The organism is Qipengyuania thermophila (assembly GCF_004153605.1).
In the GTDB taxonomy this organism is placed as follows: domain Bacteria; phylum Pseudomonadota; class Alphaproteobacteria; order Sphingomonadales; family Sphingomonadaceae; genus Qipengyuania_B; species Qipengyuania_B thermophila.
Genome location: NZ_SDSI01000001.1, coordinates 72,145 through 84,893, shown reverse-complemented (window position 1 = coordinate 84,893; position 12,749 = coordinate 72,145). Strand labels below are relative to the sequence as shown.

Here is a 12,749-nt window from a genome sequence, read left to right as displayed (position 1 = left end):
TCCGCCGCAGGACCGCATCAAGGAAAGCAGCAATGGCGAGTCCGGACGAGGAAATTCACATCCGCGATGTCGAGGCATCGGCGGGTTCAAAGAACAATGTGGCGCGATGGGTGCTGATCTTCGGGACGGCGATCGCGGCCATCCTGCTGCTGTCGGTGTGGATCATCGGCGCCTCGACCCAGGATGAAATCGAGGGTGCGGCCACCGTCGATCAGCGCATCCGCGCCGCGGAGGACCGCGCCGGCGGAAGCAGCAGCACGGACGGTGTGCTGCTCGGCGACGAAGGTTCGGCCCGCACCCTGCAGAACCAGCCGGGCGCCGCCGACGCCAACACCACCACCACCATGCCGAACCCGGCCAACCGGAACTGAGGCAGGCGGCGTGGCCGACAACCGCTTCTCCAAGGGTGACACGGTGACGTGGCACTGGGGCGGCGGCACGGCCGAGGGCAAGATCGTGGAGCGGTTCGAGCGCGACGTCAGCCGCACCATCAAGGGCAGCAAGATCACGCGTCACGGGTCAAAAGATAACCCTGCCTATCTCATCAAGCAGGATGACGGAGACAGGGTGCTCAAGCTTGGTTCCGAACTGAGCAAAACATGACCCATGCGGCCGCTCGTTCCCGGAAGGCTCGGCGGCGCTGAGGGACACGTGTGGTGAGCGCGCCGCCCAAGCGCGGCGTCATGAGCCTGGCAGGATCCGCTCTCCATCCAGCGCGGCGAGGGCGAACCGGCGGGCGGTGGCGAACTCGGCGCGCCGGCGCCTGCGCCGCTCCTCCGCCGTCGTTTCGCGGCCCCATTGCTCGGCCTGCCACTCCTCTTCAAGCGTGGCCGCGCTCCACAAGGCGTCTTCGTCCGCGCCGGGCAAGGTCGCGAGAAGGGTGATCACCAGCGAGGCCGAAAGGCTCGCCATCTGCTCGGCGGCGGCCAGAACCACGGGATGAAGCGGCGTGAGGACGTCGTGCAGAGCGTGCAGCGTTTCGGGATGCTGCGGCCGGTAGCTTACGCCGCCGATCCGTCTGAAGCGGACGCAGAGGCGGCGTTCGAGGTCGGCGAGCAGCGGATCCCAGACAGCGATCTGGCGCACATGGAGCGGTTCATCCGGATGGGCGCGATAGCACAGCGTGTCGGTCTCTCCGAACCGCAGGATGCGGCCGGTCGCCGCTTCGGGGGCGTGGGCGATTTCCTCCAAGGCGAAATCGGCCAGCGCGCGCAGCGGAAAGTCGGACGGATCGATCGTGTCGCCCTGGCGCGCCCATTCCTCAGCCAGAAGCTCGGCGCTGGCCCTGCTGGGCAGGCACTGGATCCGCCGCTCGCGCTGGGTACGCAGCACGCGGCCGTCGAGCGCGACGGCGAACCCGCCGTCCACTTTTTCCACGGTCGCATCGCGGTAGAACCGCTTCACCGGCTCCTCCACCGTTTCGCCAGCAGGGCCGGCCCGGCGAAAAAGCCGGCCGCGCCGAGCAGGAGGAGCGGCGCGCCGAGGTCGGGGCGGGCAAGACCCCGCTCGGCCAGCGCGTAGACCCCGAACAGGGCCGCCGCGACGGCCACCATGCGGACAAGCTGCATCACCGCCCAGCGACGGCGGGCCTGATGGTCAGAAGGCGGCAAGCAAGGCTCCCAAATCTTGCGCTCTGTCGGCAACGGCGGTTGCGCCGGCGGCGAGCAGGTCTGCACGCGTGTGGTAGCCCCATGCAACGCCGACGGCACGGGCGCCGGCCGACACCGCCATGTGCATGTCGAACACGGTGTCGCCGATCATCACCGTGTTCGACGGCTCCGCGCCTGCGTCCGCCATGGCGGCGAACAGCATGGACGGATGGGGCTTGGATGGGTGATGGTCGGCCGTCTGGACCGTGGCGAAGCTGCCCGCAAGGCCATGCGCCGCAAGGGTGGCTGCGGCACCGCGGCTGCTCTTGCCTGTCGCGATGCCGAGGGTCCAGCCGCTGTTCCGCAGATCCCGCACCAGATCCTCGATCCCCGGGTACAGCGGTTCCTGATGCGCCGTCCCGTCACGCGTGGCCGCAAAGGCGGAGCGATACCGCTCGGCGAGACGGCTGCGCCGTGCCGCAGTCTGGTCGGGCGCAAGACGCGCAATCGCCAGCGGAAGGCTGAGGCCGACGACCTGGCGGACCGCGGCATCGGCGGGCGGGGCGAGCGCCTCCCCGGCGAAGGCAGCCCGCATGGCCTGACACACCATGGCCTCGCCATCGACCAGCGTGCCGTCACAGTCAAAGACAGCCAGCCGGATCACGGGTGTCGCATTTCAGCCGCCAAGCCGGGATTGCCGGCGGCCTCCAGCCCGAGCACAACGCCGGCCCGGTCCCGCGCGGACCTGTCCTGACCCAGCTTGCGCGTGGCGCGGACCTGGTCGACCGCAAGGGCGAAGCCGGCGATGCCGCGGACCATCCGGGCGATGCGGTCCGGATCCACGCGTGATCGGACCCACGGCGTGCCGCTCATCTGCGGCTCGTGGCGCTGCGCCAGAGCGTCGATGTGTTGCAGCAGGTCCGGCTCCGGCACCAACCGCACGGTGCCTTCCAGTTCGACGGCGATGTAGTTCCAGGTCGGAACGCTTCCGCCACGATCATGATACCAGGCCGGCGTGATGTAGCCGTGGGGACCGAGGAAGCTCAGCACCGCGCGCGTGCCGGCGAGGTGCGGGGCGACGCGGTTCGCGCGCGCCAGGTGGAAGCAGAACGTCCGCGCGTCTGTGCGCACGGCCGGAGCATAGGCTAGGGCAGGGCTGCCGTTCACCACGGTGATGATCTGCGCGAAGCCGATGCGGTCCGCCGTGGCGAGTGCGCGCGGTTCGTCAAGATCCGCATAGGTCGCATCCGGGTGCATCAGCGGCGGCGCTCCCGGTGCCCCGCTTGTCTGCCACGGCCACGCCTCTCGCCGCGCCGCGCCTTCCGGTAGGTCTTCGCATGCGCGCGCGCCGCACGCTTCTGGTCCTCGGGCGAGCGCGGCGGCGGCGAGAAGTCGCTGGGCGCCGCATCGCTGGCGCCGGGGTCGAAGCCGAGCTGCTCCATCGAGGCGGCGAAGTGGTCGGGCAGGTCGGCCACGACGTCGATCCGTTCGCCACCCGGCGCACCGATCACCAGCCTGCGGGCATGGAGGTGCATCTTGCGGCTGATCGCGCCGGTGAGGAAGGCGTCGGCGCCGCCGTACTTTCCGTCGCCCACGATCGGATGGCCAAGTGCGGCGCAGTGCACCCGAAGCTGGTGCGTGCGGCCCGTCAGCGGTTCGAGTTCGAGCCAGGCGGCGCGCTTGCCCGCGCGATCGACCACGCGGTAGCGCGTCCTTGCCGGCTGCCCGCCGCTTTCGTCGACATGCATCTTCTCGCCACCCGTCCCCGGCTGCTTGGCGAGCGGGGCGTCGATCGTTCCTTCCGGCACGTCCGGCACACCCACCACAAGCGCCCAGTAGACCTTGCGCGCGCTCCGGCTGGCGAATTTCTTGGCGAAGTACGCGGCGCTTCCCGGTGTCCTGGCGACCAGCAGGACACCGGACGTGTCCTTGTCGAGCCGGTGCACGAGGCGCGGCCGCGGTGCCTCTCCCTCGGCGAACGCGTCGAGGAGGCGGTCGACATGACGCTTCGTTCCGGTGCCGCCCTGCGTCGCCAGCCCCGGCGGCTTGTTCAGCACGAGCGCCGAAGGCGTGGCGCGGATCACCATCGCGGCGGCCAGTTCCCGCTCTTCCGGACCAAGGGACACGGCCGCCCGCGGCGTCGCCGGCGCACCTCCGGGAGGAACGCGCACGATCTGACCCTTGGCGAGGCGATCGTCCGCCGCGACGCGCCGGCCATCGACGCGGATCTGTCCGGTGCGCGCCCAGCGGGAGACGGTGGCAAAGCCGATCTGCGGCAGGTGCCGCTTGAACCAGCGGTCGAGCCGGATGCCGTCGTCATCGGCCGACACCTCGAACTGGCGCACGGAGCCGCCGGGATCGGCGCCAGTCATGCGACGATCCGACCCAGCGCAAGACCGCCGAACAGGGCCATCACTCCCCCGAGCAGCGACGTCCCTACATAGGCGGCCGCTTTGAGAGCCGCGCCGCGCTCGATCAGCAGAGCCACTTCGAGGCTGAAGGTGGAAAAGGTCGTGAAGCCGCCCAAGACACCGGCCGCCAGGAACAGGCTCCAGCCGTGCCACTGGGCCCCCTCGCGCAGAACCACGCCGGCGAGCACGCCGAGCAGCAGGCTCCCCGCGATGTTGGTGATGAGGGTCGGGTAGGGGAAGGCCACGGCCGATGGACCCATCCACTTGACCACCGCCAGTCCGAGCACGAACCGCATCACCGCGCCCAGCGCGCCGCCAAGCGCGACGGGGGCAAGGGACGACAGGGTGGCGCTGCTCATGCCGCCGCCATAGCGGGGCAGGTCGCGCGTGACCAGTTGCCCGCTGCGGCTGGGGTGGTTCGGCAATGCTTGCGCAGCCGCGCGGTGTGCTGTAGGGAGCAGGAGACGAAGCTGCACCCGGTTCCGGGAGCGGCTGTTTGTTGTTTGCAGTTCATGCGGCTAGGCGATGGTGCCCGCGTGTCCGGTTCATCGAGGTGTGTTGATTTATGCAGATCATGGTTCGCGATAACAATGTTGACCAAGCCCTTCGCGCGCTGAAGAAGAAGTTGCAGCGCGAGGGCGTGTATCGCGAAATGAAGCTGCGTCGCCACTACGAGAAGCCGAGCGAGAAGCGCGCGCGCGAGAAAGCGGCCGCCGTCCGCCGGGCGCGCAAGATGGACCGCAAGCGGGCCGAACGCGACGGCGTCAAGCTCTGACGCTTCGGTGACGCCGCTGCCCGCACGGAGCGGTGCGGAGCGGCGCTGCCGATTGCTTCTTCACTTCCGGGCTGGATCAGGCGAAGGCTGAACATGACCGAGATCACGCGCGTTCCCCTTCAGCCGCTGGCCCGCGGGTCGCGGACCAAGCTGTGGCTGGCGATCGCCGCTTCGCTGGCGCTCGCGGGGGGCGTGGCGGTGGCCACCGTTCCGCGCGGACTGCAGGTCGAGACGCTGACTGCGGGAACGGGCGCCCGGCCCTCCGCCGACGATGTCGTGTTCGTGCGCTACCGCGGCACGTTGGCCGACACCGGGGAAGTCTTCGACGAATCGCAGGATCTGCCCCTGCCGGTTCAGGGCATTTTTCCCGAGGGTGTGCCTTTGCCGCTCTCCAACATGATCCCGGGTTTCCGTGACGGGCTGCTGCAGATGCAGAAGGGCGGACGCTACCGGCTGGAGATCCCCTCGGACCAGGCGTACGGGCCCAACCCGCAGCCCGGTTCGCCGATCCCGCCGAACGCCGACCTGGTGTTCGAGGTCGAGCTCATCGACTTCATGCCCGAAGGGGAGTTCCAGCAGCGTCTCGCCGTCTTGCGGCAGCTGCTTGGTCAGGGCCACGGCGCGGCCCAGCCCCAGCCGGAACCGGGCGCGCCGGATCCGCGGGGGCGGCCGCAGGGGCGCTAAACGCGCGCTTGATGGTTGCCGCGCCTGCCGGTAACGCGCGCTCCATGTCCGTCACATCCGAAGAGGTGGCCCGCGTGGCCCGGCTCGCGCGTGTCCGCATGAGCGAAGACGAGCTGGCGCGCCTCGCGCCGGAACTGTCCAAGATCCTCGACTGGGTCGAACAGCTGTCGCGGGTCGACACCAGCGCCGTGGAGCCGATGACGGCCGTGATCCCGAACCGCCTCCGCCTGCGCGAGGATGTCGTCGATGCCGATCCGGACACGGGCGGCGGGCGGCGCGACGATGTGCTCGCCAACGCTCCGGCGGCCGAGCACGGCTTTTTCGGCGTGCCCAAGGTGATCGAATGACGCAGCTGACTGACTTGGGTGTGATGGCCTTGCGCAACGGGGTCGCACGGGGCGATTTCACCGCAGCCGAGGTTGCGAATGCCTTCAACGCGGCCGTGGCTGAGGGGGGCGCGCTCAACGCCTTCATCGTCACGACGCCGGACCACGCCGCCGCCGCCGCCGCCAGGGTCGATGCCGACCGCGCTGCGGGGAAGCCGCTTGGACCTCTGGCCGGCGTGCCGATCGGGATGAAGGACCTGTTCGCCACCCGCGGCGTGCAGACCACCGCCGCCAGCGCGATTCTCGAAGGCTTCGTGCCGCCCTACGAGTCCACCGTGTCGCAGCGGTTGTGGGATGCGGGCGCGGGGATGCTGGGCAAGCTCAACCTCGACCAGTTCGCCATGGGGTCGTCGAACGAGACGAGTCACTTCGGCAATGTCGTCTCCCCCTGGCGGCGCAGCGACGGCGGAGAGACGCCGATGTCGCCGGGGGGATCCTCCGGCGGGTCCAGCGCCGCCATTGCGGCGCGGCTGTGTCCTGCCGCCACCGGCACGGACACGGGCGGCTCCATCCGGCAGCCGGCGGCGTTCACCGGCATCTGCGGCATCAAGCCGACCTACGGGCGCTGCAGCCGCTGGGGCGTCGTGGCCTTCGCCTCGTCGCTGGACCAGGCCGGCCCGATGGCGCGCAGCGTGGAAGACTGCGCGGTGATGCTGGAGGCGATGGCCGGGTTCGATCCCAAGGACGCCACCAGCCTTGATGAACCCGTGCCGCAGTGGAGCGCTGCGCTGGATGCGGACCTGCGTGGTCTGAAGGTAGGCGTTCCGTGCGAATACCGGCGCGAGGGCATGGACGAGGCCATTGTTGCCGTGTGGGAGCAGGGCAAGGCATGGCTGCGCGACGCGGGCGCGCAGCTGGTCGACATCAGCCTGCCGCACACCGACTACGCGCTGCCGGCCTACTACATCGTCGCGCCCGCCGAGGCGTCGTCGAACCTCGCGCGCTACGACGGCGTGCGATACGGCCTGCGGGAGGCGCCGGCGGGTGTGGGGCTGCAGGAGATGTACGCCGCCACGCGTGCCGCCGGCTTCGGCGACGAGGTGAAGCGGCGGATCCTGATCGGCACCTATGTGCTCTCCGCCGGCTTCTACGACGCCTATTACACCCAGGCGCAGAAGGTCAGGACGCTGGTCGCCCGCGACTTCCGGAATGCTTGGGCCGAGTGCGACGTGATCCTCGCTCCGACGACGCCGACCGCCAGCTTCCCGCTCGGATCGCTCTCCGAAGACCCGCTGACGATGTATCTGAACGACGTGTTCGCCGTCCCGGCCTCGCTCGCCGGCCTGCCCGCGATGAGCGTCCCCGGCGGCCTGAACCCCGACGGTTTGCCGCTGGGGCTGCAGATCATCGGCAAGCCGCTCGACGAACAGGGCGTCCTGAACGCCGGCCTCGCCATCGAGCAACGTGCCGGCTTCACCGCCCGCCCGCAGCGGTGGTGGTGACGGTGATGATGGACGCGGCCAAAGCCGATCGGGAACCAGAATGACCACCTATCGCATCCAGGGCAGAACAGGCGAATGGGAGGTCGTGATCGGCCTTGAGGTTCACGCGCAGGTGACGAGCCGCGCCAAGCTGTTCTCGACCGCCTCGACCGCCTTTGGCGCGGAGCCGAACACGCAGGTCAGTCTCGTCGATGCCGCGATGCCGGGGATGCTGCCGGTTCCGAACCGGGAGTGCATCCGGCAGGCGGTCCGCACGGGGCTGGCGGTCGAGGCGACGATCAACCGGTGGAGCCGGTTCGACCGCAAGAACTACTTCTACGCCGACCTGCCGCAGGGCTACCAGATCAGCCAGCTCTACCACCCGCTGGTGGGCGAGGGCACCTTGCTCGTCGAAGCGGACGAGAAGGCCGGCATCCTTCAGGACAAGCGCATCGGCATCGAACGCATCCACGTCGAGCAGGACGCGGGCAAGCTGATGCACGACCAGCATCCGAGCATGTCCTATGTCGATCTCAACCGCTCGGGCGTCGCCCTGATGGAGATCGTCAGCCGGCCCGACATGCGTTCGCCGGCGGAAGCCGGCGCGTATCTGCGCAAGCTGCGCGCGATCCTGCGCTATGTCGGCTCGTGCGACGGCAACATGGAGGAAGGTTCCCTGCGCGCGGACGTGAACGTGTCGGTGCGCCGCCCCGGAGAGCCGCTTGGCACCCGGACCGAGACGAAGAACGTGAACTCGGTCCGCTTCGTCATGCAGGCGATCGAGCACGAGGCGCGCCGGCAGGTCGAGCTGATCGAGGACGGCGGCACCGTGGTGCAGGAGACGCGCCTGTTCGACCCCGGCACGGGAACCACGCGCTCGATGCGGTCGAAGGAGGACGCGCAGGATTACCGCTACTTCCCCGATCCGGATTTGCTGCCGCTGGAACTGGACGAGTCCTTCGTGGAGGAGTGCCGTGCGTCCCTGCCCGAACTGCCCGACGCCAAGCGCCGCCGCTACATCGAGGTGCTCGGTCTTTCCCCCTACAACGCGCGCGAGCTGACGGCGGAGGTGGAGACCTTTGCCCGGTTCGAGACGCTGCTGGCCGAGACGGCGCGCAGCAGCGGCAAGGGCGAGACCGAGGTGGCGACGGCGGTCGCCAACTGGATCCTGTCGATCGCCCCGGGCGTGATGAACGCTCTGGGGGCCGAAGCCAATCCGGCCTTCGCCACGGCCGCGGCGCAGGCGGCGATCCTCGACATGCAGGCGAGGGGCGACATTTCCGGCGGGCAGGCCAAGGAAATCTTCGAGCACGTGCTCAGGTCAGGCCGCGCCCCGAAAGAGATCGCCGAAACAGAAGGGTTGAAGCAGGAATCCGACGCCGGCGCGATCGAGGCGGCGGTGGACCGGGTGCTGGCCGCCAATGCCGAGAAGGTGGCCGAGTATCGCGGCGGCAAGGACAAGCTGTTCGGCTTCTTCGTCGGGCAGGTGATGAAGGCGATGCAGGGGAAGGGCAACCCTGGACTGGTCAACGCCGTGCTGAAAGCCAGGCTCGACGGGTGACGGGCGCCCCGTGCTCTCCATCGTCCTCGTCCAGCCGGAAATCCCCGGCAACACCGGCGCTGTGGGCCGGACCTGCGTGGCGCTCGATGCAGAGCTGGTGCTGATCCACCCGCTCGGGTTCGAGATCACCGATGCGCGGGTGAAGCGCTCCGGCCTCGACTACTGGCCGCATGTGCGGCTGGCGGAATATGCGAGCTGGGACCTGTTCATCGCCGCACGCCAGCCGCGCGACGACCAGATGTTTCTGTTCGAGGAGCACGCCAGCCGTTCGTTCTTCGAACCCGACTACCCCGAGGACGCAGTACTGGTGTTCGGGGGCGAGACACGGGGCATTCCGCACGCGGTATGGGGCCGCTTTCCCGGTCGGCAGTTCCGGCTGCCGATGTGTTCGCCCCACATCCGCTCGCTCAACCTCGCGAACACGGTGGCGGCGGCGGCCTATCAGGCTGTGCGCGCGCATGTCTGAAGCACGGCGTCAGCCGTCGGGCGAGGAGCAGATTTCCCTTCTGTGATTCAGGACGCAAGGACGGCCGCAGCGTATCGCCGCGGCCGTCCCGCTCTGGAATCGCTCAGTTCTTCCGCGTACCCGTCAGCGGCATGTCACCGAAAGCGCCGGCATTCACCTTGCCGGTGAGCTGGTCGCCATCGACCGTCGCCGTGCAGTTGAGGGTCATCGGCATGGGCACAGTCATGTCCATGGACCAGCTCAGCTCGTTGCCGTTGATGGTGCCGTTCTTCACGTCCATCGATCCCATGCCGCCGGCCATGGAACCGGTGAAGCTGCTGCCATCGTCGCTGGGCTGAACGGTGAAGGTGCCCTTCTGATCGCCCATCGGGCTCTTGACGACGGTGTCGTAGGTGCCGGCAACTGACATGCATTCTCTCCTTGCAAAGTGAGGGGGTTCGTGCGGATCCCGTGTCGTTCAATTACCACTGGTGAGCGACGCGAGTTCCCGGGTCTCCACCGCCAGACCCAGCCGCTGGAGCTGCGGGGCGACGACGCTCGCGTCCCCGACCACGACCCAGACGAACTGCCCGGGGCGGATGGCGGCACGCGCCGCGGCGTCGAGACTGGCGCGGGTTTGTCCGCGGTAACGGTCCGCCAGCGTCTCGTAGTAATCGTCGGGCCGGCCGTACAGCGCGTTCTGCTGCAACGCGCGCAGCACGGCACCCGAAGTCTCGAACTGGCCGGGCAATTCGCCGATCCGCGAGGTGACGATGCGGGACAGCTCCGCGTCGCTGACGCCGCTGGTGGTGACAAAGCCCTGCAGATCCTTGATCAGCTCCGCCAGCGCGTCGCCGGTGCGGTCGGCCTGAACCGGCGCGGCCACCTGGTAGGTGACGGCCCGCTCAGCCAGCCCCGCGCTTCCGCGAACGCCGTAGGACCATCCCTTTGACTCGCGCAGGTTCATGTTGAGCCGCGACAGAAAATCACCGCCCAGTGCGCTGTTGGCGTTCAGCAGGTCGACAATGGTCGCGTCACGGGCGGAGGCCGGCGTCAGCTGTCCGCCAAGGATGTAGGACTGCGGCGAATTGGGCCGGTTGACGAGCACGATGCGGCTTGCCGCGGGCGCGGCGGCGAAGGCGCCGAACGCCTTGTTCCCGCGCGGCGTCGTGGGCGCCTGCCAGTCGCCAAGTGTCCGTTCCAGCACCGGCAGCACCGCGCTCAGCGGGCGATCCGAGACCACGAAGATCTCGCCATTGTCGGGCCGGATCCAGGTGCTGTGGAAGGCCACCAGATCGTCGCGCGTGATCGCACGGACGGAAGCCGGAGTGCCGCTGGCCGGCCCCCCATACGGGCTGTCCTCGCCATAGATGATCGGCGTGAGCACGCGGGCCGCGATGGAGGCGGGCGTGCGCAGTTGCTGCTGGATACCGGTCAGCTGCTGGGTGCGAACCCGTTCGAACTCGCCGGGGTCGAACGCGGGATTGCGGACGATGTCGGCCAGAAGATCGAGGGAGGGTTCAAGATTGGCGCTGAGCGCGTCGAGCGTGAACACCGAGCGGTCGGCGCTGCTGCCGGTGCTGATGGCCGCGCCGAGCCGCTCGCGCGCTTCGGCGAGCTGCTGCGACGACAAGGAGGTCGTGCCCTCGTCCATGAGGTTGAGGGTGAGCGTCTCGAGACCGCGCCGGGCAGCGGGGTTGGCCGCACTGCCGGCGTCGAAGGATACGCTGACGAGCGTGTTGGGAATGGCGGTGCGCTGGGCGTAGGTGACGCGCATCCCGTTGGCCAGGGTCGCCCGCTCGACAGCCGGGAAGTCGAGCGCGGGCACGGGGCCGATCGGCGGCGCGGGGCGCACCTTGCTCACCGTGATCTGCTCCTCGGGCGCCGCCGGCCGGTTGACGACCGCAGCCTCCGCGTAGGTGCCGTCACGCTCACCCGGCTCGAGCACGAGCGTCAGGGCGGGCCGCCGCAGCCAGCGCTGCATCGCCGCGCGCACGTCGGTCGGGGTCAGGGAGGCGAGCACTTCGAGTTGCCGGGCATAGAACTCAGGGTCGCCGGCCAGCACCTCGCCCGAGGCGAGCGTCACCGCCTTGCCGTTGAACCCGCCCACCTGCTCCAGCCCGCGGATCGTGCCGGCGACATTCGTGGTGGTGGCCCGGCGCACCTCGTCTTCCGTCGGGCCTTCGGCGATGAAGCGATCCACCACGGCGTTCATGCGCGCCTCGACCGTGGCGGGGTCGCTGACGGGGCTGGCCGTGGCGCTGACGGAGATGATGCCGACCCGTTGGAAGGCGAAGTTGCCGGCCGACACGCTGACGGCGATCTTCTCGTCACGCACCAGGGCGTTGTCGAGGCGGCTGGACGAGAGGCCGCCAAGGATCTGCATCCCCACCTGAAGGGCGACCAGATCCCGGTCGAGGATGCCCGGTGCCGACCAGTAGCGGGTGATGGACGGTGCCGCGACCTGATCGCGCATGACCGTGCGCACGTCCTGCGCCAGTTCCGGCACATTCGCTTGCGCCGGCTCGTTCACCGGCCCGCGCGGAATCGCTCCGAACCACTTTTCCACCAGCGGCCGCGCCTCGGCCGCGCTGATGTCGCCGGCCAGCACCAGCGTCGCGTTGTTCGGGCCGTACTTGTCGCGGAACCAGTTTCTCACATCCTCCAGCGTCGCGGCGTCGAGATCCGCCATGGAGCCGATCGGGGTGTGATTGTAGGGGTGCGGCGCGGGAAAAAGGGTGCGGGCGACTTCGTAGAAGACCAGCCCGCCGGGCTGATTGTCGCCCTGCCGTTTCTCGTTCTGGACCACGCCCCGCTGGTTGTCGAGCTTCGCCTGGGTGACGGCGCCCAGAAGATACCCCATCCGGTCGGACTCGAGCCACAGGGCCTTTTCGAGCGCGCCGCGCGGGACCGTCTGGAAATAGTTGGTCCGATCGAAGCTGGTCGTGCCGTTGTAATCGGTCGCGCCCATCTGCTGCAGGTACTCGAAGAAATCCTCGGGCGCGTTCTCCGAACCGTTGTACATGAGGTGCTCGAACAGATGCGCGAAGCCGGTCCGGCCCTGAGGCTCGTCCTTCGAGCCGACATTGTACCACACCGCCACCGCGACGATTGGCGCCTTGCGGTCTTCGTGAACGATGACATCGAGACCGTTGGCGAGGGTGAACTTCTCGTGCGGGATGCGCACTTCACCGACAAGCCGGTCCAGCGGAGCCGCGGTCTGCCCGTCGGCGCCGGCGGCGGGAGGAGCCGCCGGGGTGATGCCCGTCGGCACGGTTGTCGCACATGCGCACAGAGCAAGTGCCGCGGCCCCCGCCCACATCGAACGAATCTTCATACAGAGGCCACCTTCACCCGGAATGCGCCATATGGCTGGCTTGGGGCGCTTCCTTGCCAAGATGCGCCCGGCGGAGCAACGGCAATTGCCATCAACCGCCGGAATTGGCCAAATTGTTGCGCACACCGTTTCGATCGGCG

Annotated in this window: 16 protein-coding genes; 8 read left to right on the top strand and 8 right to left on the bottom strand. The window is 68.9% G+C overall.

What is annotated here, in order from left to right; genetic code table 11:
* The first annotated feature begins 32 nt into the window (after positions 1-32).
* Both ETO60_RS11340 and ETO60_RS11335 read left to right on the top strand, forming a co-directional pair.
* Positions 33-371: a hypothetical protein gene (locus tag ETO60_RS11340; RefSeq protein WP_234026236.1), complete on the top strand. Its 339-nt coding sequence runs from the start codon at positions 33-35 to the stop codon at positions 369-371.
* Positions 372-381: 10 nt separating this feature from the next.
* Entirely contained in the window at positions 382-603 is a 222-nt protein-coding gene (locus ETO60_RS11335) for a hypervirulence associated TUDOR domain-containing protein (RefSeq protein WP_234026235.1), read from the top strand.
* A gap of 78 nt (positions 604-681) precedes the next feature.
* On the opposite strand, the gene ETO60_RS00405 is transcribed toward ETO60_RS11335, so the two are convergent.
* The 6 genes from ETO60_RS00405 to ETO60_RS00380 are packed head-to-tail and all read right to left on the bottom strand — an operon-like array spanning position 682 to position 4,425.
* Positions 682-1,416, bottom strand: a complete 735-nt coding sequence (locus tag ETO60_RS00405; protein ID WP_234026234.1) for an ATP12 family protein — start codon at positions 1,414-1,416, stop codon at positions 682-684.
* Positions 1,401-1,610: a hypothetical protein gene (locus tag ETO60_RS00400; RefSeq protein ID WP_130001759.1), complete on the bottom strand. Its 210-nt coding sequence runs from the start codon at positions 1,608-1,610 to the stop codon at positions 1,401-1,403. The genes ETO60_RS00405 and ETO60_RS00400 overlap by 16 nt, the downstream gene beginning before the upstream one ends.
* Positions 1,597-2,250, bottom strand: coding sequence for an HAD-IA family hydrolase (locus tag ETO60_RS00395; protein WP_390612537.1), 654 nt, complete (start codon positions 2,248-2,250; stop codon positions 1,597-1,599). Before ETO60_RS00395 ends, ETO60_RS00400 begins: the two co-directional genes overlap by 14 nt.
* Positions 2,250-2,846: an FMN-binding negative transcriptional regulator gene (locus tag ETO60_RS00390; RefSeq protein WP_130001756.1), complete on the bottom strand. Its 597-nt coding sequence runs from the start codon at positions 2,844-2,846 to the stop codon at positions 2,250-2,252. Before ETO60_RS00390 ends, ETO60_RS00395 begins: the two co-directional genes overlap by 1 nt.
* The gene (locus ETO60_RS00385) at positions 2,846-3,961 is read right to left on the bottom strand and encodes an RluA family pseudouridine synthase (protein WP_130001754.1); all 1,116 of its coding nucleotides are present in this window, start codon (positions 3,959-3,961) and stop codon (positions 2,846-2,848) included. Before ETO60_RS00385 ends, ETO60_RS00390 begins: the two co-directional genes overlap by 1 nt.
* Complete coding sequence (locus tag ETO60_RS00380) at positions 3,958-4,425, bottom strand: fluoride efflux transporter FluC (RefSeq protein WP_315850254.1); 468 nt, start codon at positions 4,423-4,425, stop codon at positions 3,958-3,960. Before ETO60_RS00380 ends, ETO60_RS00385 begins: the two co-directional genes overlap by 4 nt.
* Positions 4,426-4,565: 140 nt before the next feature.
* On the opposite strand from ETO60_RS00380, the gene rpsU reads away from it, so the two are divergent.
* From rpsU to ETO60_RS00350, 6 genes are all read left to right on the top strand, one after another.
* Positions 4,566-4,775 (top strand): 30S ribosomal protein S21, encoded by a 210-nt coding sequence (gene rpsU / locus ETO60_RS00375; RefSeq protein ID WP_130001751.1) that lies wholly within the window; start codon positions 4,566-4,568, stop codon positions 4,773-4,775.
* Positions 4,776-4,868: 93 nt separating this feature from the next.
* Positions 4,869-5,459, top strand: a complete 591-nt coding sequence (locus tag ETO60_RS00370) for an FKBP-type peptidyl-prolyl cis-trans isomerase (RefSeq protein WP_130001749.1) — start codon at positions 4,869-4,871, stop codon at positions 5,457-5,459.
* 44 nt (positions 5,460-5,503) lie between these two features.
* Positions 5,504-5,806 (top strand): Asp-tRNA(Asn)/Glu-tRNA(Gln) amidotransferase subunit GatC, encoded by a 303-nt coding sequence (gene gatC / locus ETO60_RS00365; RefSeq protein ID WP_130001747.1) that lies wholly within the window; start codon positions 5,504-5,506, stop codon positions 5,804-5,806.
* Complete coding sequence (gene gatA / locus ETO60_RS00360; protein ID WP_130001745.1) at positions 5,803-7,287, top strand: Asp-tRNA(Asn)/Glu-tRNA(Gln) amidotransferase subunit GatA; 1,485 nt, start codon at positions 5,803-5,805, stop codon at positions 7,285-7,287. Before gatC ends, gatA begins: the two co-directional genes overlap by 4 nt.
* A 40-nt stretch (positions 7,288-7,327) precedes the next feature.
* Positions 7,328-8,827 (top strand): Asp-tRNA(Asn)/Glu-tRNA(Gln) amidotransferase subunit GatB, encoded by a 1,500-nt coding sequence (gatB, locus tag ETO60_RS00355; protein ID WP_130001743.1) that lies wholly within the window; start codon positions 7,328-7,330, stop codon positions 8,825-8,827.
* Between the two features lie 10 nt (positions 8,828-8,837).
* Positions 8,838-9,293, top strand: a complete 456-nt coding sequence (locus ETO60_RS00350) for a tRNA (cytidine(34)-2'-O)-methyltransferase (RefSeq protein WP_130001742.1) — start codon at positions 8,838-8,840, stop codon at positions 9,291-9,293.
* A 103-nt stretch (positions 9,294-9,396) separates the two neighbouring features.
* Here the strand turns inward: ETO60_RS00350 and ETO60_RS00345 are convergent, their stop codons facing one another.
* Together ETO60_RS00345 and ETO60_RS00340 are read right to left on the bottom strand one after the other, a co-directional pair.
* Positions 9,397-9,702 (bottom strand): hypothetical protein, encoded by a 306-nt coding sequence (locus tag ETO60_RS00345; RefSeq protein WP_130001740.1) that lies wholly within the window; start codon positions 9,700-9,702, stop codon positions 9,397-9,399.
* A 48-nt stretch (positions 9,703-9,750) separates the two neighbouring features.
* Complete coding sequence (locus tag ETO60_RS00340) at positions 9,751-12,609, bottom strand: M16 family metallopeptidase (RefSeq protein ID WP_199798804.1); 2,859 nt, start codon at positions 12,607-12,609, stop codon at positions 9,751-9,753.
* Between the last annotated feature and the right edge of the window lie 140 nt (positions 12,610-12,749).